Source organism: Mesorhizobium sp. WSM4848 (assembly GCF_055811375.1).
Genome location: NZ_JBVVPX010000036.1, coordinates 32,877 through 50,795 on the forward strand (window position 1 = coordinate 32,877; position 17,919 = coordinate 50,795).

The 17,919-nt window shown below is 61.9% G+C and carries 28 protein-coding genes; all 28 read right to left on the reverse strand.

Annotated elements, in window-relative coordinates:
• Positions 1–92: 92 nt before the first annotated feature.
• A complete protein-coding gene (locus tag AC0L16_RS26675; protein WP_473624288.1) occupies positions 93–1,103 on the reverse strand; it encodes a DNA-directed RNA polymerase subunit alpha in 1,011 nt (336 codons plus the stop codon).
• A 181-nt stretch (positions 1,104–1,284) separates the two neighbouring features.
• Positions 1,285–1,674 (reverse strand): 30S ribosomal protein S11, encoded by a 390-nt coding sequence (rpsK, locus tag AC0L16_RS26680; protein WP_023799279.1) that lies wholly within the window; start codon positions 1,672–1,674, stop codon positions 1,285–1,287.
• A 139-nt stretch (positions 1,675–1,813) separates the two neighbouring features.
• Complete coding sequence (gene rpsM / locus AC0L16_RS26685; protein WP_023799280.1) at positions 1,814–2,182, reverse strand: 30S ribosomal protein S13; 369 nt, start codon at positions 2,180–2,182, stop codon at positions 1,814–1,816.
• A 192-nt stretch (positions 2,183–2,374) separates the two neighbouring features.
• Positions 2,375–2,995 carry an adenylate kinase gene (locus tag AC0L16_RS26690; RefSeq protein WP_473624290.1) on the reverse strand — a complete coding sequence of 207 codons (621 nt, stop codon included), beginning with the start codon at positions 2,993–2,995 and terminating at the stop codon, positions 2,375–2,377.
• Positions 2,992–4,332, reverse strand: a complete 1,341-nt coding sequence (gene secY / locus AC0L16_RS26695) for a preprotein translocase subunit SecY (protein ID WP_473624291.1) — start codon at positions 4,330–4,332, stop codon at positions 2,992–2,994. Before secY ends, AC0L16_RS26690 begins: the two co-directional genes overlap by 4 nt.
• A gap of 191 nt (positions 4,333–4,523) precedes the next feature.
• Entirely contained in the window at positions 4,524–4,997 is a 474-nt protein-coding gene (rplO, locus tag AC0L16_RS26700) for a 50S ribosomal protein L15 (protein WP_202362960.1), read from the reverse strand.
• Between the two features lie 22 nt (positions 4,998–5,019).
• On the reverse strand, positions 5,020–5,217 hold the full coding sequence (rpmD, locus tag AC0L16_RS26705) for a 50S ribosomal protein L30 (RefSeq protein ID WP_006205449.1): 198 nt from the start codon (positions 5,215–5,217) through the stop codon (positions 5,020–5,022).
• 25 nt (positions 5,218–5,242) lie between these two features.
• Positions 5,243–5,806 carry a 30S ribosomal protein S5 gene (rpsE, locus tag AC0L16_RS26710; protein ID WP_006333394.1) on the reverse strand — a complete coding sequence of 188 codons (564 nt, stop codon included), beginning with the start codon at positions 5,804–5,806 and terminating at the stop codon, positions 5,243–5,245.
• A gap of 156 nt (positions 5,807–5,962) precedes the next feature.
• Positions 5,963–6,322, reverse strand: coding sequence for a 50S ribosomal protein L18 (gene rplR, locus AC0L16_RS26715; RefSeq protein WP_023799284.1), 360 nt, complete (start codon positions 6,320–6,322; stop codon positions 5,963–5,965).
• A gap of 192 nt (positions 6,323–6,514) precedes the next feature.
• Entirely contained in the window at positions 6,515–7,048 is a 534-nt protein-coding gene (rplF, locus tag AC0L16_RS26720; RefSeq protein ID WP_023799285.1) for a 50S ribosomal protein L6, read from the reverse strand.
• 92 nt (positions 7,049–7,140) lie between these two features.
• The gene (rpsH, locus tag AC0L16_RS26725; RefSeq protein WP_006205453.1) at positions 7,141–7,539 is read right to left on the reverse strand and encodes a 30S ribosomal protein S8; all 399 of its coding nucleotides are present in this window, start codon (positions 7,537–7,539) and stop codon (positions 7,141–7,143) included.
• 12 nt (positions 7,540–7,551) lie between these two features.
• Positions 7,552–7,857 carry a 30S ribosomal protein S14 gene (gene rpsN, locus AC0L16_RS26730; protein WP_128186828.1) on the reverse strand — a complete coding sequence of 102 codons (306 nt, stop codon included), beginning with the start codon at positions 7,855–7,857 and terminating at the stop codon, positions 7,552–7,554.
• 27 nt (positions 7,858–7,884) lie between these two features.
• Positions 7,885–8,463, reverse strand: a complete 579-nt coding sequence (rplE, locus tag AC0L16_RS26735; protein ID WP_023799287.1) for a 50S ribosomal protein L5 — start codon at positions 8,461–8,463, stop codon at positions 7,885–7,887.
• Entirely contained in the window at positions 8,456–8,770 is a 315-nt protein-coding gene (rplX, locus tag AC0L16_RS26740; protein ID WP_013531428.1) for a 50S ribosomal protein L24, read from the reverse strand. Before rplX ends, rplE begins: the two co-directional genes overlap by 8 nt.
• Before the next feature lie 12 nt (positions 8,771–8,782).
• Complete coding sequence (gene rplN / locus AC0L16_RS26745; RefSeq protein ID WP_006205457.1) at positions 8,783–9,151, reverse strand: 50S ribosomal protein L14; 369 nt, start codon at positions 9,149–9,151, stop codon at positions 8,783–8,785.
• Between the two features lie 71 nt (positions 9,152–9,222).
• A complete protein-coding gene (gene rpsQ / locus AC0L16_RS26750) occupies positions 9,223–9,462 on the reverse strand; it encodes a 30S ribosomal protein S17 (protein WP_023799288.1) in 240 nt (79 codons plus the stop codon).
• An 11-nt stretch (positions 9,463–9,473) separates the two neighbouring features.
• A complete protein-coding gene (gene rpmC, locus AC0L16_RS26755; RefSeq protein WP_023799289.1) occupies positions 9,474–9,674 on the reverse strand; it encodes a 50S ribosomal protein L29 in 201 nt (66 codons plus the stop codon).
• 13 nt (positions 9,675–9,687) lie between these two features.
• Entirely contained in the window at positions 9,688–10,101 is a 414-nt protein-coding gene (gene rplP / locus AC0L16_RS26760) for a 50S ribosomal protein L16 (RefSeq protein WP_023799290.1), read from the reverse strand.
• A gap of 27 nt (positions 10,102–10,128) precedes the next feature.
• Positions 10,129–10,854 (reverse strand): 30S ribosomal protein S3, encoded by a 726-nt coding sequence (gene rpsC / locus AC0L16_RS26765; RefSeq protein ID WP_077377560.1) that lies wholly within the window; start codon positions 10,852–10,854, stop codon positions 10,129–10,131.
• Complete coding sequence (rplV, locus tag AC0L16_RS26770; RefSeq protein WP_023799292.1) at positions 10,854–11,243, reverse strand: 50S ribosomal protein L22; 390 nt, start codon at positions 11,241–11,243, stop codon at positions 10,854–10,856. The genes rpsC and rplV overlap by 1 nt, the downstream gene beginning before the upstream one ends.
• Positions 11,244–11,245: 2 nt before the next feature.
• Positions 11,246–11,524: a 30S ribosomal protein S19 gene (gene rpsS, locus AC0L16_RS26775; protein ID WP_006205463.1), complete on the reverse strand. Its 279-nt coding sequence runs from the start codon at positions 11,522–11,524 to the stop codon at positions 11,246–11,248.
• Between the two features lie 16 nt (positions 11,525–11,540).
• Positions 11,541–12,374, reverse strand: coding sequence for a 50S ribosomal protein L2 (rplB, locus tag AC0L16_RS26780; RefSeq protein ID WP_027154041.1), 834 nt, complete (start codon positions 12,372–12,374; stop codon positions 11,541–11,543).
• A gap of 23 nt (positions 12,375–12,397) precedes the next feature.
• Complete coding sequence (locus AC0L16_RS26785) at positions 12,398–12,691, reverse strand: 50S ribosomal protein L23 (protein ID WP_010909275.1); 294 nt, start codon at positions 12,689–12,691, stop codon at positions 12,398–12,400.
• Complete coding sequence (gene rplD / locus AC0L16_RS26790) at positions 12,688–13,308, reverse strand: 50S ribosomal protein L4 (protein ID WP_123151506.1); 621 nt, start codon at positions 13,306–13,308, stop codon at positions 12,688–12,690. Before rplD ends, AC0L16_RS26785 begins: the two co-directional genes overlap by 4 nt.
• Positions 13,308–14,054, reverse strand: coding sequence for a 50S ribosomal protein L3 (gene rplC / locus AC0L16_RS26795; protein WP_287072377.1), 747 nt, complete (start codon positions 14,052–14,054; stop codon positions 13,308–13,310). The genes rplD and rplC overlap by 1 nt, the downstream gene beginning before the upstream one ends.
• A 141-nt stretch (positions 14,055–14,195) precedes the next feature.
• Entirely contained in the window at positions 14,196–14,504 is a 309-nt protein-coding gene (gene rpsJ, locus AC0L16_RS26800) for a 30S ribosomal protein S10 (RefSeq protein WP_006205468.1), read from the reverse strand.
• Positions 14,505–14,567: 63 nt separating this feature from the next.
• Positions 14,568–15,743, reverse strand: coding sequence for an elongation factor Tu (gene tuf / locus AC0L16_RS26805; RefSeq protein WP_091591201.1), 1,176 nt, complete (start codon positions 15,741–15,743; stop codon positions 14,568–14,570).
• 66 nt (positions 15,744–15,809) lie between these two features.
• Complete coding sequence (fusA, locus tag AC0L16_RS26810) at positions 15,810–17,900, reverse strand: elongation factor G (protein ID WP_473624293.1); 2,091 nt, start codon at positions 17,898–17,900, stop codon at positions 15,810–15,812.
• Positions 17,901–17,919 lie beyond the last annotated feature (19 nt).

The window sequence follows — 17,919 nt, forward strand, 5'->3', positions numbered from 1 at the left end:
TGGTCAATAGTGAATGGTGAATGGAAGGGCTCTACCTCTCCGAAGTCGCCGACCGGCGACCATTCACCATTTCACCATTCTCAATTCACCGGTCAGTATTGATCTTCGTAACGCTTGGCGAGGTCTTCGATGTTTTCCGGCGGCCAATCCGGCACTTCCATGCCGAGGTGCAGGCCCATCGCCGCCAAAACTTCCTTGATCTCGTTCAGCGACTTGCGGCCGAAGTTCGGGGTGCGCAGCATCTCGGCTTCGGTCTTCTGGATCAGGTCGCCGATATAGACGATGTTGTCGTTCTTCAGGCAGTTGGCCGAACGCACCGAAAGCTCGAGCTCGTCGACCTTCTTGAGCAGCGCCGGGTTGAAGGCAAGCTCGGTCACCTGCTCGGCGGCGACTTCCTTCTGCGGCTCGTCGAAATTGACGAACAGGCCAAGCTGGTCCTGCAGGATGCGGGCGGCGAAAGCCACCGCGTCCTCGCCCGAGATCGAACCGTCGGTGTCGATCGTCATGGTCAGCTTGTCATAGTCGAGAACCTGGCCCTCGCGGGTGTTCTCTACCTTGTAGGAGACCTTCTTCACCGGCGAGTAGAGGCTGTCGACCGGGATGAGGCCGATCGGCGCGTCTTCGGCGCGATTGCGGTCGGCCGGCACGTAGCCCTTGCCGGTATCGACGGTGAACTCCATGCGGATTTCAGCGCCCTCGTCCAGCGTGCAGATGACGTGGTCGGGATTGAGGATCTCGACGTCGCCAACCGTCTGGATGTCGCCGGCCAGAACAGCACCCGGTCCCTGCTTGCGCACGACCATGCGCTTGGGGCCGTCACCTTCCATGCGGATGGCGATTTCCTTGACGTTCAAGACGATGTCGGTCACGTCCTCGCGCACGCCGGCGATGGACGAGAATTCATGCAGAACGCCATCGATCTGCACGGCGGTCACAGCCGCGCCACGCAGCGAAGACAGAAGCACGCGACGCAGCGCATTGCCGAGGGTCAGACCAAAGCCGCGCTCGAGCGGTTCGGCGACCAGCGTGGTCAGCGTCTTCTTCTTCGACGAAAACTCGATCTTGTTCGGCTTGATCAGTTCCTGCCAATTTTTCTGGATCATGATGCTTTCCTTCCGTTGACCCGCCACCATCCAATCGTGGCGGGCGCCCTGGAATGCCGTGGAGGAACGCTCCTGGCGTTCGCGCGGCGTTCGGTAATTTTTTCCTAAAGCGCGTAGCGCTTCAGGTCTGTGGTTTTATGCTGTCGTTGCCCAAAATCGCTGCGCGTTTGGGCGACAAGCATTAGACGCGGCGCTTCTTGCGCGGGCGGCAGCCATTGTGCGGGATCGGCGTCACATCACGGATCGAGGTGATGGTGAAGCCGGCTGCCTGCAAGGCGCGCAGCGCCGATTCACGACCGGAGCCGGGTCCGCAGACCTCGACCTCAAGCATGCGCATGCCGTGTTCCTGGGCCTTCTTGGCAACGTCCTCGGCAGCCATCTGGGCAGCGAACGGGGTCGACTTGCGAGATCCCTTGAAGCCCTGGGCTCCCGCCGACGACCAGGCAATCGAATTGCCCTGCGCGTCGGTGATGGTGATCATCGTGTTGTTGAAGGTCGAGTTGACGTGGGCAACGCCCGACGAGATATTCTTGCGTTCGCGACGGCGAACACGTGTGGCTTCCTTGGCCATGATGGTCCTTTCAGTTGATCTCTACACCGCCGTAATGCCAGCGGCTCCACCAGGGAGAAGGCAGTAGGGGAATACGGCAGTAGGGCAGTATGTCTGCCGATCCTATTGCCCTACTGCCCTACTCCCGTACTGCCCTAAATTACTTCTTCTTGCCGGCGATCGACTTGGCCGGGCCCTTGCGGGTGCGCGCATTGGTATGCGTGCGCTGGCCGCGAACCGGCAGCGAGCGGCGATGACGCAGGCCGCGGTAGCAGCCGAGGTCCATGAGCCGCTTGATGTTCATCGACACTTCGCGGCGCAGATCGCCCTCGACCTGGTAGTCACGGTCGATCGTCTCGCGGATCTGCAGCACTTCCGCGTCGGTCAGCTGGTTGACGCGGCGCTCGGCCGGGATGCCGACCTTGTCGACGATCTCCTGGGCGAAGCTCTTGCCAATGCCGTGAATGTACTGAAGCGCGATGACGACGCGCTTGTTGGTCGGAATGTTGACGCCGGCTATACGAGCCATGTTCTTCATCTTCTCCATGTGGGCCGGACAAGCCGGCGCTGTCAAAGTTGCCCCGCGTCCGGTGGAGGCCGGCCCATGCGGGAGTTTCCAGTTCAAAGCGGCTGCCTTGCCCTTGCGGGCAAGCAAGCCTCATGCCTGATAGGAAGACGGGCCGCCATACCCCAGCGAACCGCTCCAGTCAAGCGTAATCGTTTATTTTCCGTACGCAGCCGCTTGGGCCGCCGCCGGGGTCGCAGCCGTGAGCACCGCTTCAATCTGCCGCGTCACCGCATCGATGTCGGCCATGCCGTCGACACCTCTGAGCTTGCCCTTGGCATAGTAGTAGCCGATCAGTGGCGACGTCTTCTTGTAGTACTCCTTCAGGCGCTCTTCGAAAACCGCCGGATTGTCGTCCTTGCGCACCGGCAGGCCCGCGGCCTTGGCCTCTTCGGCGCGCTTGCCGATTCGACCAACCAGCGCCTTGTCGTCGACGACAAGTTCGATGACGGCGTCGAGAGTGAGGCTGCGCGCCGAGAGCATCGATTCAACCGCGTCCGCCTGCACCAGGGTTCGCGGATATCCGTCAAGGATGAATCCCCCGGCGCAATCGGCCTGATCGATGCGCTCGGCGACAATGGCGTTGACGATGGCATCGGAAACCAGTTCGCCAGCGTCCATCACCGCCTTGGCGCGTTTGCCGACTTCGGTGCCGGCCTGGACAGCAGCGCGCAGCATATCGCCCGTCGAGAGTTGGGGAATGCCGTATTTTTCTACCAGTCTCTGTGCTTGTGTCCCCTTGCCCGCCCCTGGCGGCCCAAGCAATATCAACCTCATCTGGCCTTCTTCCCCCCGCGCAGCTTCGACTTCTTGATCAGGCCCTCATATTGGTGCGCGATCAGGTGACCCTGAATCTGCGCCACCGTGTCGAGCGTTACACTGACCACGATCAGAAGCGATGTGCCACCGAGGTAGAATGGTACGCCAGTCGCTGAAATCAGGAACTCGGGCAGCAGACACACCAGCACCAGATAAATGGCGCCGACGACAGTTATGCGGGTAAGGACATAATCGATGTAATCGGCGGTGCGCTCGCCCGGACGGTAGCCCGGAATGAAACCCGAATGCTTCTTGAGCTGGTCGGCGGTGTCCTTCGGGTTGAAGACGATCGCCGTATAGAAGAAGGCGAAAAACACGATCATAGCCGCATAGAACGCCATGTAGAGCGGCTGGCCATGACCGAGCGCCGCCAGGACGGTGCTGGCCCAAGCTGGCATGCTGGTCGTCTGCGAGAAGCCGGCGACCGTGGCTGGCAGCAACAGCAGCGAAGAGGCGAAGATCGGCGGAATGACACCGGCGGTGTTGAGCTTGAGCGGCAGGTGCGAGGTGTCGCCCTGGAACATGCGGTTGCCGACCTGGCGCTTGGGATACTGGATCAGCAAGCGCCGCTGAGCGCGCTCGAAGAACACGATCAGCGCGATGACGACGACGGCAAGAACGATGATCGCCAGGATCAGGCCGGTCGACAGCGCGCCGGTGCGGCCAAGTTCCAGTGTACCGGAAATGGCTTGCGGCAGGCCGGCGACGATGCCGGCAAAGATGATCAGCGAAATGCCGTTGCCAATGCCGCGGGCGGTGATCTGCTCGCCGAGCCACATCAGGAACATGGTGCCGCCGACCAGCGTGATGACGGTCGAGATGCGGAAGAATATGCCGGGATCGCTGACGATGCCGCTACCGCCTTCCAGTCCGACCGCAATGCCGTAGGCCTGGACCAGCGCCAAAAGCACGGTGCCGTAGCGGGTATACTGGTTGATGACCTTGCGGCCCGGCTCGCCTTCCTTCTTCAGCGCCTCCAGTGACGGGATGACGGAGGTCATCAGCTGCATGATGATGGAAGCGGAGATATAGGGCATGATGCCAAGGGCAAAGATCGCCATGCGCTCGACGGCGCCACCGGCGAACATGTTGAACATGCCAAGCACGCCCTTGCTCTGCGACGAGAAGGCCTGGGCGAAAGCGTCGGGATTGATGCCGGGCAGCGGGATATAGGTGCCGAGGCGGTAGACGAGCAGCGCGCCAACGGTGAACCAGATGCGCTTCTTCAGATCCTCCGCCTTGGCGAAGGCCGAGAAATTCAGATTCGAGGCTAGTTGTTCAGCAGCCGAAGCCATGCCTGATTCTCCGCTTGGTCACGCTCGATGGCCCGCAACTCAGGCGGCGCGTGTCACCGAAGCTCTCGAGATAAGCTCCGGACTACAAACATGCAAGCGGCCGCGTTGACGCGGCCGCAATATTGAGCGGATCAAAACGCAATCGAAAGCGAAACGTGTCTCACTCTTGCCGATCGCGCTTCAAATCGCCGTTACTCGGCGGCGGCCTTTTCCGGCAGCTTCACCGAACCGCCGGCCTTTTCGATCTTCTCGATGGCAGCCTTGGACGCGCCGGCCACGTCGAAGGCAAGCTTCGACTTGATCTCGCCATCGGAGAGGATGCGCACGCCGTCCTTGACGCGGCGGATGACGCCGGCCGCGACCAGCGCTTCGGCGGTCACGATCGTCTTGGCGTCGAGCTTCTTGGCGTCGAGCGCGGCCTGGATGCGGGCCAGCGACACGACGGTGAAGCTCTTGGCGAAGATGTTGTTGAAGCCACGCTTCGGCAAGCGCCGGTAGAGCGGCATCTGGCCACCCTCGAAGCCGTTGACGGCGACGCCGGAGCGCGCCTTCTGGCCCTTGACGCCGCGACCGGCGGTCTTGCCCGAGCCGGAACCGATGCCGCGGCCGAGACGCTTCCTGGAATGCGTCGCGCCGTCCTTGTCACGCAGATCGTTGAGTTTCATCTGAGTTCTCCTGCGCTCTGGTTCAGCCCTCGTCCACGACGCGGACGAGATGCTGGACGGCAGCGATCATGCCGCGCACGGAGGGGGTGTCCTCCAGCGTGCGCTGCTTGTGCATCTTGTTGAGGCCGAGGCCGACCAGCGTCGCGCGCTGCTCCTTCGGCCGGCGGATCGGCGAACCGATCTGCTCGACGGTGATGGTCTTGGTTGCTTTCTTGGCCATGGTCAATATCCCTGGTCAGCGTCGACTATTCTTCGGCCGCAACGGCGGTGCCGCGGCGGGCCTGAAGGGTCGAATACTTGATGCCGCGCGCGGCAGCCACATCCTTGGGATGCATCTGGCTCTTCAGCGCGTCGAAGGTGGCGCGAACCATGTTGTAGGGGTTCGACGAACCCATCGACTTGGCGACCACGTCATGCATGCCGAGCGTCTCGAAGACGGCGCGCATCGGGCCGCCGGCGATGATGCCGGTACCCTGCTTGGCAGCGCGCAGCAGAACGCGTCCGGCGCCCCAGCGTCCTTCGACGTCGTGATGCAGCGTACGGCCCGAGCGAAGCGGCACGAAGATCATGTCGCGCTTGGCCGATTCGGTCGCCTTGCGGATCGCCTCTGGCACTTCACGTGCCTTGCCGTGGCCGAAGCCGACGCGGCCCTTCTGGTCGCCGACGACGACGAGTGCTGCAAAGCCGAAGCGCCGGCCGCCCTTGACGACCTTGGCGACGCGGTTGATGTGGACGAGCTTGTCCACCATGCCGTCGTCGCGCTCTTCGCGATCACGGCCGCGGCCGCCATCCCTACGTTCCTGTGCCATATCCTGTTCCTTGTTTTTTTCCGGAAGCACGGTTGATGATGATATCCGGTTCCCTCTCTGGGTTGCCGGGGGCGAAACTCATTTTTTCCTTCGCATGATCTTATCCGAAAAGTCTGCAACTTTTTGCTGCGCTGACCTCCGGTTCGGGATCATGCTTTAGAAGCTCAAGCCGCCTTCACGGGCGGCCTCGGCCAGCGCCTTGACGCGGCCGTGATAGATGTACGGTCCACGGTCGAAGACGACTTCCTTGACGCCGGCCTTCGAAGCGCGCTCGGCAATCAGCTTGCCGATTGCCACAGCGGCGGCAGTGTCGGCACCGGTCTTGAGCGAACCCTTGAGGTCCTTCTCGAGCGTCGAGGCGGCAGCGATGGTGTGGCCCTTGGCGTCGTCGATGACCTGGACGTAGATGTTCTTCGACGTGCGGTGGACCGACAGGCGCGGACGCTCGCCGGCGACCTTCTTGATCTGGCGGCGGACGCGCTGAGCGCGGCGTTGGGTGGAGTCTTTCGAGCCCATGATATCAGTTCCTTGCCTTCAAAAAACGGGGGCAACCCTGTGCGGTAGGACAAACCTCCCGCGACCGCTCCCCGCGGCGTTGATTTGCAGTGAATGGTGAATGGAAAAATGGTGAATGGAAGAAACCAGGTGCCACCCGGCCCCTGCTCTATCCTACTGCCATTTTACCATTCACCATTCACATCGACGAAATTACTTCTTCTTGCCTTCCTTGCGGACGATCTTCTCGCCAGCGTAACGAACGCCCTTGCCCTTGTACGGCTCAGGACCACGATATTCGCGGATCTCGGCAGCAACCTGGCCGACCTTCTGCTTGTCGATGCCGGTCACGGTGATTTCCGTCGGCTTCGGAACGGTGATCGTGATGTCCTGCGGCGTTTCGTAGACGACGTCATGGCTGAAGCCGAGCGCCAGTTGCAGGTTCTTGCCCTGCATGGCGGCGCGATAGCCGACGCCGGTGATCTCGAGCTTCTTTTCGAAACCGTCCTTGACGCCCTGCAGGATGTTGACGATCTGCGTGCGCGACATGCCCCATTTGGAACGGGCGGTCTTGGTCTGGTCGCGTGGCTGGACAGCGATCTCGCTGCCTTCCATCTTGACCAGCACTTCGTCGTTGACCACGAACTTCAGCTCACCCTTGGGGCCCTTCGCCGTGACGGTCTGGCCGTCTACGGTCGCGGTCACGCCCTGCGGCAGCGAAACGGGTTTCTTTCCAATACGAGACATTTTGTTGTCCTCGTCACTTCTCTTGTTTCAGGTCTCTGTTTTCGAACATGTGCCCGAAAACCGGATTCCACGTTCCGGGATCGCGCTGCAGATCAGAAGATCTGGCAGAGGATTTCCCCGCCGACATTCTGTTCACGCGCTTCGTGGTCGGCCATCACGCCCTTCGGTGTCGAAAGGATGGCGATGCCGAGGCCGTTGGCGACGTGCGGGATCGACTTCGCCGAAACGTAAACGCGACGGCCCGGCTTCGAGACGCGGGCGATTTCGCGCACCACCGGCGCACCGTCGAAGTACTTCAGCTCGATCTCGATTTCGGACTTGCCGTTGTCGAAGTCGGTCTGGCTGTAGTCGCGGATATAGCCTTCCGCCTTCAGCACGTCGAGGACGCGGGTACGCAGGCGCGAGGCCGGCGTCGAAACGCTCGACTTCTTGCGGCCGTAGGCGTTGCGGATGCGGGTCAGCATATCGCCGAGAGGATCGCTCAATGACATGTTATGTCCTCCTTACCAGCTCGACTTGACCAGGCCCGGGATCTGGCCGTTGTTGCCGAGATCACGAAGCGCGATGCGCGATACTTTGAGCTTGCGATAGTAGGCACGCGGACGTCCGGTGACTTCGCAGCGGTTGCGGATGCGGGTCTTGGCCGAGTTGCGCGGCAGTGCCGCAAGCTTCAGCTGAGCGCGGAAGCGCTCTTCCATCGGCTTGGACTGATCCATGATGATCGCCTTGAGGACCTTACGCTTGGCAGCGTACTGGTCCACAAGCTTGCGGCGCCTGTTGTTCTTCTCGACTGAGCTGGTCTTTGCCATTTCAGATTTTTCCTTTTCTCGCTGCCGTTACTGGCGGAAGGGGAAGTTGAAGGCCTTGAGCAATGCCCTGGCTTCGTCGTCCGTCTTCGCAGTCGTACAAACGATGACGTCCATGCCCCAGATCTGATCAACCTTGTCGTAGTTGATCTCCGGGAACACGATGTGTTCCTTGATGCCCATGGCATAGTTGCCACGGCCATCGAAGCTCTTCGGATTGAGCCCGCGGAAGTCGCGGACGCGCGGCAGCGCGATGTTCACGAGGCGGTCGAGGAACTCGTACATGCGTTCCTTGCGCAGCGTGACCTTGGCGCCGATCGGCATCTTTTCGCGGACCTTGAAGCCGGCGATCGAGTTGCGCGCATGGGTGACGACGGCCTTCTGGCCGGCGATCAGCGCAAGATCTTCGGCCGCGATCGAAGGCTTCTTCGAATCGCCGGTCGCCTCGCCGACGCCCATGTTCAGCACGATCTTGTCGATGCGCGGAACCTGCATCTCGTTCTCGTAGCCGAACTGCTCCTGCAGCGCCTTGCGGATGGTCTCGTTGTAGACCTGCTTGAGGCGCGGCGTGTTCTGGGCAGTCGCCTGCTTGGTTTGAGCCTTAGCCATTGATGACTTCTCCCGAGCGCTTGGCGACGCGCACCTTCTTGCCGTCCTTCTGGAAGATGAAACCGACGCGGGTCGGCTTGCCATCCTTGGGGTCGGCCAGCGCGATGTTCGACAGCTGGATCGGCGCTTCCTTGGTGATGATCCCGCCCTCTTGGGACTGGGACTGCTTCTGGTGACGACGGATCATGTTGACGCCGCGCACCAGCGCGGTGTCTTCCTTCGGCTGTACCGAGAGGACTTCGCCCGAACGGCCCTTGTCCTTGCCGGCCAGCACGACGACCTTGTCGCCTTTTCTAATCTTCTGCATTGGTCCGGCTCCTTACAGCACTTCAGGCGCGAGCGAGATGATCTTCATGTGGTTCTTGGCGCGGAGTTCGCGCGGAACCGGTCCGAAGATACGCGTGCCGATCGGCTCTTTCTTGTTGTCGACGAGAACGGCCGCGTTCTTGTCGAAACGGATCACGCTGCCGTCCGGGCGGCGGATGTCCTTGGCCGTGCGAACCACGACCGCCTTCATCACATCGCCCTTCTTGACGCGGCCGCGCGGGATGGCTTCCTTGATCGACACCACGATGATGTCGCCCACGGAAGCGTATTTCCGCTTCGAGCCGCCCAGCACCTTGATGCACATGACACGACGGGCGCCGGAATTATCCGCGACGTCGAGGTTTGTTTGCATCTGAATCATGACTGGCCGCCTTCTTCTCTTCTAACGGGACGGGCTCAAAGCCCCTCCCCGGTCTGTCCAAAATTCGTTGTTTACGCCTGGTCCGAAGACACGACGGTCCAGCGCTTGTCCTTGGAAATCGGCTTCGATTCCTGGATGAACACCTGATCGCCGACCTTGTGGGCGTTGTTCTCGTCGTGCGCCTTGTACTTCTTGGTCATGCGCACGGTCTTCTTCATCACGGGATGCGTGAAGCGCCGTTCGACTTTGACGACAACCGTCTTCTCGTTTTTGTCGCTGACGACGGTGCCCTGCAGAATGCGCTTTGGCATGGTTTTCGTCCTTAAGCCTTCTTAGCCGCGGACTTTTCCGCAGCGATGGTCTTGATACGCGCAATGTCCTTGCGGACCTGCCTCACGCGCGCGGTCTTCTCGAGCTGGCCGGTGGCCTTCTGGAAGCGCAGGTTGAACTGCTCCTTCTTCAGGCTGGCCAATTCGTCGGTCAGCTGGTCCTGGGTCTTGGTCCGGATGTCTTCGGCTTTCATGATCAGCCCGTCCTTATTCTGCGATGCGCTGTACGAAGCGCGTCCTGACCGAGAGCTTGGCCGCGCCGAGACGCAGCGCCTCACGGGCGGTTTCCTCATTGACGCCGTCGATCTCGAACATGATGCGGCCAGGCTTGACGCGCGCCGCCCAGTAATCGACCGCGCCCTTGCCCTTGCCCATGCGGACTTCGGTCGGCTTCGACGTCACCGGCACGTCCGGGAAGATACGGATCCAGACGCGGCCGGCGCGCTTCATCTCGCGGGTGATCGCGCGGCGGGCCGCCTCGATCTCACGCGCGGTGACGCGGTTCGGCTCAAGCGCCTTCAGCCCGAAACCGCCGAAATCCAGATTGGTGCCACCCTTGGCGGCACCATGGATACGACCCTTGAACTGCTTGCGGAACTTTGTGCGCTTTGGCTGCAGCATCGTTCTAACTCCAAATTCTCAACTGTCTCAGGCGTTTTCGCGACGGCGACCGCGTTCGCGCTCACCACCACCGCCATGCGCATGATCGCCCTCGGTGGCGCGGCGCTCCGAAGCCATCGGGTCGTGCTCGAGGATTTCGCCCTTGAACACCCAGACCTTGACACCGCAGATGCCGTAGGCGGTGTGTGCTTCGGCCGTGCCGTAGTCGACGTCGGCGCGCAGCGTATGCAGCGGCACGCGACCTTCGCGATACCATTCCATGCGCGCGATCTCGGCGCCGCCGAGACGGCCGGCGCAGTTGATGCGGATGCCTTCGGCACCGAGGCGCATCGCAGACTGCACGGCGCGCTTCATGGCGCGGCGGAACGCGATGCGGCGCTCGAGCTGCTGGGCGATAGACTGGGCGACCAGCGTCGCGTCGATCTCCGGCTTACGCACTTCGACGATGTTCAAATGCGTCTCGGACTTCGTCATCTCCATCAGCTTCTTGCGAAGCTTCTCGATGTCGGCGCCCTTCTTGCCGATAATCAGGCCCGGACGCGCCGCATGGATGGTGACGCGGCACTTCTTGTGCGGACGCTCGATCACGACCTTCGAAATCGCAGCCTGCTTGAGTTCCTTCTCAAGATACTTGCGGATCTTGATGTCCTCGTGCAGCAGCTTGCCGTACTCGCCGGTGTTGGCGAACCAGCGCGAATCCCAGGTCCGGTTGATGCCGAGACGCAGACCGATCGGATTGATTTTCTGGCCCATTATGCGGCCTCCACTTTTTCTTCGACTTCACGAACGACGATCGTGAGGTGCGAGAACGGCTTCTCGATACGGCTGGCGCGGCCACGGCCACGGGCATGGAACCGCTTCATGACAATCGACTTGCCGACATAGGCTTCCGCCACGATCAGCGCATCGACGTCGAGGTCGTGGTTGTTTTCCGCGTTGGCGATCGCCGATTCCAGCGTCTTCTTGACCGTGCCGGAAATCCGCTTGGCCGAGAATTCGAGATCGGAAAGCGCTGTCGCGACCTTCTTGCCGCGGATCAGCGCGGCAACCAGGTTCAGCTTCTGCGGGCTGATACGGATCGTGCGCAACACGGCGCGCGCTTCGTTGTCAGCAAGCCTGCGCGGAGCTTTGGCCTTGCCCATGATTATTTCCTCTTCGCCTTCTTATCCGCGCCGTGACCGTAATAGGTCCGGGTCGGAGCGAATTCACCGAACTTGTGGCCGACCATGTCCTCGTTCACCGAAACGGGAACGTGCTTCTGGCCGTTGTAGACACCGAAGGTGAAGCCGACGAACTGCGGCAGGATGGTGGAGCGACGGCTCCACATCTTGATCACCTCATTGCGACCACCTTCACGAACCTTGTCCACCTTCTTGAGAAGGTAGCCGTCGATGAAGGGGCCTTTCCAAATCGAACGAGTCACTTGGCGTTACCTCTTCTTAGCTCTTGCGCTGATGGCGCGAGCGCAGGATGAACTTGTCGGTCGCCTTATTGGACCGCGTCTTCTTGCCCTTGGTCGGCTTGCCCCAAGGCGAAACCGGATGGCGGCCACCAGAGGTGCGGCCTTCGCCGCCGCCGTGCGGATGGTCGACCGGGTTCATGGTCACGCCGCGGTTGTGCGGACGTTTTCCCCGCCACACCGTGCGGCCTGCCTTGCCGTCATTGATGTTGCCGTGGTCCGGGTTGGACACGGCGCCGACGGTGGCCATGCACGAGCCGTGGACGACACGCTGCTCGCCGGAGTTCAGGCGCAGGATCGCCATGCCCTGGTCGCGGCCGACGAGCTGGGCATAACCGCCAGCCGAACGGGCAACCTGGGCGCCCTTGCCCGGCTTCAGCTCGATGTTGTGAACGATCGTGCCGACCGGCATCGAGGCCAGCGGCATCGCATTGCCCGGCTTCACGTCGACTGCTTCGCCGGCCACGATCTTGTCGCCGGCAGCAAGGCGCTGCGGAGCGATGATGTAGGACAGCTCGCCATCGTCATACTTGATCAGCGCGATGAAGGCGCTGCGGTTCGGATCGTATTCGATACGCTCGACTGTGCCGACAATGTCGAACTTGCGGCGCTTGAAGTCGATGATGCGGTACGTACGCTTGTGACCGCCGCCGATGAAGCGGGCCGTGATGCGGCCGTAATTGTTGCGGCCGCCCGATTTGGTCAGGCCCTGGGTCAGGCCCTTGACGGGCTTGCCCTTGTAGAGGCCCGAGCGGTCGACGATGACCAGCTGGCGGGTGCTCGGCGTTATCGGGTTGAATTTTTTCAGTGCCATGTCTGTTGTCCTCGCGGTCTTGCTCAGAGACCCGTCGCGACGTCGATCGACTGGCCGTCGGCCAGCGTCACGATCGCCTTCTTGACGTCGCTCTGGCGGCCGATCGTGCCGCGGAAGCGCTTGATCTTGCCCTTGCGGACAAGCGTGTTCACGGCCATCACCTTGACGCCGAACAACGCTTCGACGGCAGCCTTGATTTCCGGCTTCGACGCCTTCTTGGCGACGTTGAAGACGACCTGGTTCTGCTCGGAAGCCATGGTCGACTTTTCGGTGATCGCCGGCGAGACGATCACGTCGTAGTGACGAAGGTCGGTCATTTGAAGCGCTCCTCGAGAGCCTCGACGGCGGCCTTCGAAAGGACCAGCGTGCCGCGGCGCAGAATGTCGTAGACGTTGATGCCCTGGATCGGCAGCACGTCGATGTTCGGGATGTTCGTCGCCGCCAGCTTGAAATTCTTGTCGAGCTCGGCGCCGCCGATCAGCAGGGCGTTGGACAGGCCCAGCGTCGCGAAATTCGCGATCAGCGCCTTGGTCTTGGCCTCGGTCAGCATCAGCTCATCAATGATGATGAGCGAGGCGCTCTTGGCCTTGGCCGAGAGAGCATGCTTGAGGCCCAGCGCACGCACCTTCTTCGGCAAATCGTGCTCGTGGCTGCGGACGACCGGGCCGTGGGCCTTGCCGCCGCCGCGGAACTGCGGAGCGCGTGCCGAATGGTGACGGGCGCGGCCCGTACCCTTCTGCTTGTACATCTTGGCGCCGGTGCGGGCGATCTCGGCGCGACCCTTGGTCTTGTGCGTGCCCTGCTGCTTCTTGGCAAGCTGCCAGCGCACGACGCGCTGCAGGATGTCCTCGCGCGGATCAAGGCCGAAAATCTCCTCGGAGAGTTTCACCTTGCCGGCGTCCTTGCCGCCAAGCGTTGTGATCTTGATGTCCATTATTCCGCTCCCTCTGTGGCCGGGGCATCTGCTGTGGCCGGGGCATCGTTCTTGGCGCCACCATTGGTTGCAATGGCGCGGATTGCGGCGGGCTTCGGCGCATTGGCCGGCAGCGCAACCTTGGCCGCGTCACGGACCAGGATCCAGGCGCCCTTCGAACCGGGAACCGCCCCGCGGATCAGGATCAGACCGCGATCGGCATCGGTCGAGACGACCTCGACATTCTGCGTGGTGACGCGGGTGTCACCCATGTGGCCGGCCATATGCTTGCCCTTGAACACCTTGCCCGGGTCCTGGCGCTGGCCGGTCGAGCCGTGCGTACGGTGCGAGACCGAGTTGCCGTGGGTCGCGCGGCCACCGCCCATGTGGTGACGCTTGATGACGCCCTGAAAGCCCTTGCCGATCGTGGTTCCCGTCACATCGACCTTCTGGCCGACGACGAAATGATCGACGGTGATCTCGGCGCCGACATCGATCATGTTGTCGGCGGAGACGCGGAACTCGGCAACCTTGGCCTTCGGCTCGACGGAAGCGGTCGCGAAATGGCCGCGCATCGCCTTCGACGTGTTCTTCACCTTGGCCAGGCCAACGCCGAGCTGGACGGCGGTATAGCCGTTCTTCTCCTGCGTGCGCTGCGCCACGACCTGGCAGTTCTCCATCTGGAGAACGGTGACGGGAACATGTTCCCCGGCATCGTTGTAGATGCGGGTCATTCCCACCTTCTTTGCAATCACACCTGAACGCATCGGTTCATTCCTTTAGAGTTCCCTGTCGGGGCTGTCGCCCCTCCACGCCTCTTGTTCCTTCAGAGTTCCCTGTCGGGGCTTGTCGCCCCTCCACGCCTCTTGTTCCTTCAGAGTTCCGGGTCGCCCCGCCGCCCTGGTTCCTTAGAGCTTGATCTCGACGTCGACACCGGCGGCAAGATCGAGCTTCATCAGAGCGTCGACCGTCTGCGGGGTCGGATCGACGATGTCGAGCAGACGCTTGTGCGTGCGCATCTCGAACTGCTCGCGGCTCTTCTTGTCGACGTGAGGCGACCGGTTGACCGTGAACTTTTCGATCCGCGTCGGCAGCGGAATGGGGCCGCGGACGTTGGCGCCGGTGCGCTTGGCCGTCGACACGATTTCCCGCGTCGAGGCGTCAAGCACCCGGTGATCAAACGCCTTCAGGCGGATGCGGATATTCTGTCCGTTCATGCGTCACTTCCTTGTTCTGGCGCGGCGCGGGCAGCGCCCGCGACAGATCGGTTTAAGTCCAAATTACTCTTTGATGGTGACGACGATGCCGGCACCGACGGTGCGGCCGCCTTCACGGATGGCGAAGCGCAGCTTCTCTTCCATGGCGATCGGCACGATCAGCTCGACATCGACGGTGATGTTGTCGCCCGGCATCACCATCTCGGTGCCTTCCGGCAGCGACACGATGCCGGTCACGTCGGTGGTGCGGAAGTAGAACTGCGGCCGGTAGTTGGTGAAGAACGGCGTATGACGGCCGCCCTCGTCCTTGGTCAGGATGTAGGCTTCGGCGACGAACTTCTTGTGCGGCTTGACCGTGCCCGGCTTGGCCAGAACCTGGCCGCGCTCGACACCTTCGCGGTCGACACCGCGCAGCAGCGCGCCGATGTTGTCGCCGGCCTGGCCCTGGTCGAGCAGCTTGCGGAACATCTCGACGCCGGTGCAGGTCGTCTTGGTGGTCGGACGGATGCCGACGATCTCCAACTCCTCGCCGACCTTGACCACGCCGCGCTCGACGCGGCCGGTCACCACCGTGCCGCGGCCCGAGATCGAGAACACGTCCTCGATCGGCATCAGGAACGGCTTGTCGAGCGGACGAACCGGCGTCGGGATGTAGTCGTCGACCGCAGCCATCAATTCGCGGATCGAATCCTCGCCGATCTTCTTGTCGGAATCTTCCAAAGCCGCAAGTGCCGAACCCTTGACGATCGGAATGTCGTCGCCGGGGAACTCATTCTTGGTCAACAGCTCGCGCACCTCGAGCTCGACCAGCTCGAGCAGCTCGGCGTCGTCGACCTGGTCGACCTTGTTCAAAAACACCACGATCGACGGCACGCCGACCTGGCGGGCCAGCAGGATGTGCTCGCGGGTCTGCGGCATCGGGCCGTCGGCGGCCGACACCACCAGGATCGCGCCGTCCATCTGCGCAGCACCGGTGATCATGTTCTTGACATAGTCGGCGTGGCCGGGGCAGTCGACATGGGCGTAGTGGCGGTTGGCCGTCTCGTATTCGACATGCGCCGTCGAGATGGTGATGCCGCGCGCCTTCTCCTCGGGCGCAGCATCGATCTGGTCGTAGCGCTTGTATTCGCCAAAATACTTGGTGATCGCCGCCGTCAGCGACGTCTTGCCATGATCGACATGGCCAATCGTGCCGATGTTCACATGAGGCTTTGTACGCTCGAATTTACCTTTTGCCATGTGATCTCTCCATTCCTGCTCGCCCGTGCGGGCTTTGAATTAAGTTAGCGCTGCAACCCGTCGGGGTTACGCGTATTTCTTCTGGACTTCCTGGGCGACCGCGGTGGGGACCGGCTCGTAGTGATCGAACTGCATCGTGTAGGCCGCGCGGCCCTGGCTCATCGAGCGCAAATTGTCGACGTATTTGAACATGTTGGCGAGCGGCACCATGGCGTTGACAACCACCGCCACGCCGCGCGATTCCTGGCCCTGAATCTGGCCGCGACGGCCGTTCAGATCACCGATGACGCTGCCGACATAATCTTCCGGCGTCACCACTTCGACCTTCATGATCGGCTCGAGCAACTGCACGCCAAGCTTGGGCGCCGCTTCACGGAAGCAGGCACGGCCGGCGATTTCGAAGGCGAGCACCGAGGAGTCGACATCATGGTAGGCGCCGTCGATCAGCGTCGCCTTGACGCCGATCATCGGGAAGCCGGCGAACGGGCCAGAGGTCATGACGCTGTTGATGCCCTTTTCGACACCGGGGATGTATTCCTTCGGCACAGCGCCGCCGACGATCTTGGATTCGAACAGGAATTCGCTGCTTTCCGGATTTGGCTCGAAGAGGATCTTGACACGGGCGAACTGGCCGGTGCCGCCGGTCTGCTTCTTGTGGGTGTAGTCCTGCTCGTGCCTGCGGGTGATCGTCTCGCGATAGGCCACCTGCGGCGCGCCGACATTGGCCTCGACCTTGAACTCACGACGCATGCGGTCGACGATGATGTCGAGGTGAAGTTCGCCCATACCGGAGATGATGGTCTGGCCGCTTTCCTCGTCGGTCTTGACGCGGAAGGACGGATCCTCGGCGGCCAGGCGATGCAGCGCAAGGCCCATCTTCTCCTGGTCGTTTTTGGTCTTCGGCTCGATGGCGATCTGGATGACCGGATCGGGGAATTCCATGCGCTCGAGGATGACCGGATGCAGCGGATCGCAGAGCGTGTCGCCAGTCGTCGTGTCCTTGAGGCCGGCCAAGGCGACGATGTCGCCGGCGAAAGCCTCTTCGACGTCAGCGCGCGAATTCGCATGCATCTGCAGCATGCGGCCGATGCGCTCCTTCTTGGCCTTCACCGTATTGTCGACCGAGATGCCCTTGGTGAGCTTGCCCGAATAGATGCGGGCAAAGGTGAGCGAGCCGACGAACGGGTCGTTCATGATCTTGAAGGCGAGCATCGACAGCGGCTCGCTGTCGTCGGCGTGACGCTCGATCTCGGCGTCGGTCTTGGCGTCGACGCCCTTGATGGCCGGAACGTCGGCCGGCGACGGCAGATATTCGACGACTGCGTCGAGCAGCGGCTGCACGCCCTTGTTCTTGAAGGCCGAGCCGCAGAACATCGGGTAGAACTTCACCGCGATGGTGCCCTTGCGGATCAGAGCGCGGATCTCGTCATTGCTGGGCATCTTGCCTTCGAGGTAATTCTCGAGCGCCGTCTCGTCCATTTCGACGGCGGCCTCGATCATCTTCTCGCGATATTCTTCCGCACGAGCCTTGAGGTCGTCCGGTATCTCGACAACGTCCCAGGCGGCGCCCAGCGTCTCGTCGCGCCAGACCAGCGCGTTCATCTCGACGAGATCGACGACACCCTTGAACTCGGTCTCGGCACCGATCGGCAGCTGCATGACGACGGCCTGCGCACCGAGGCGCGAACCGATCATTTCGACCGAGCGATAAAAATCCGCGCCGATCTTGTCCATCTTGTTGCAGAAGATCATGCGCGGCACGCGGTACTTGTCGGCCTGGCGCCAGACGGTCTCCGTCTGCGGCTCGACACCGGCGTTGGCGTCGAGCAGCGCAATGGCGCCGTCGAGCACGCGCAGCGAACGCTCGACCTCGATGGTGAAGTCGACGTGGCCGGGAGTGTCGATGATGTTGAAGCGGTGCATCTTGCCGTCACGAGCCTTCCAGAAGGTCGTGGTCGCGGCAGACGTGATGGTGATGCCGCGTTCCTGCTCCTGCTCCATCCAGTCCATGGTGGCAGCGCCGTCATGGACTTCGCCGATCTTGTGCGACTTGCCCGTGTAGTAGAGGACGCGCTCGGTGGTCGTCGTCTTGCCGGCGTCGATATGCGCCATGATACCGAAATTGCGGTAGTCTTCGATTTTATATTCGCGGGCCATGGGAGGTGCCTCTTCAGTC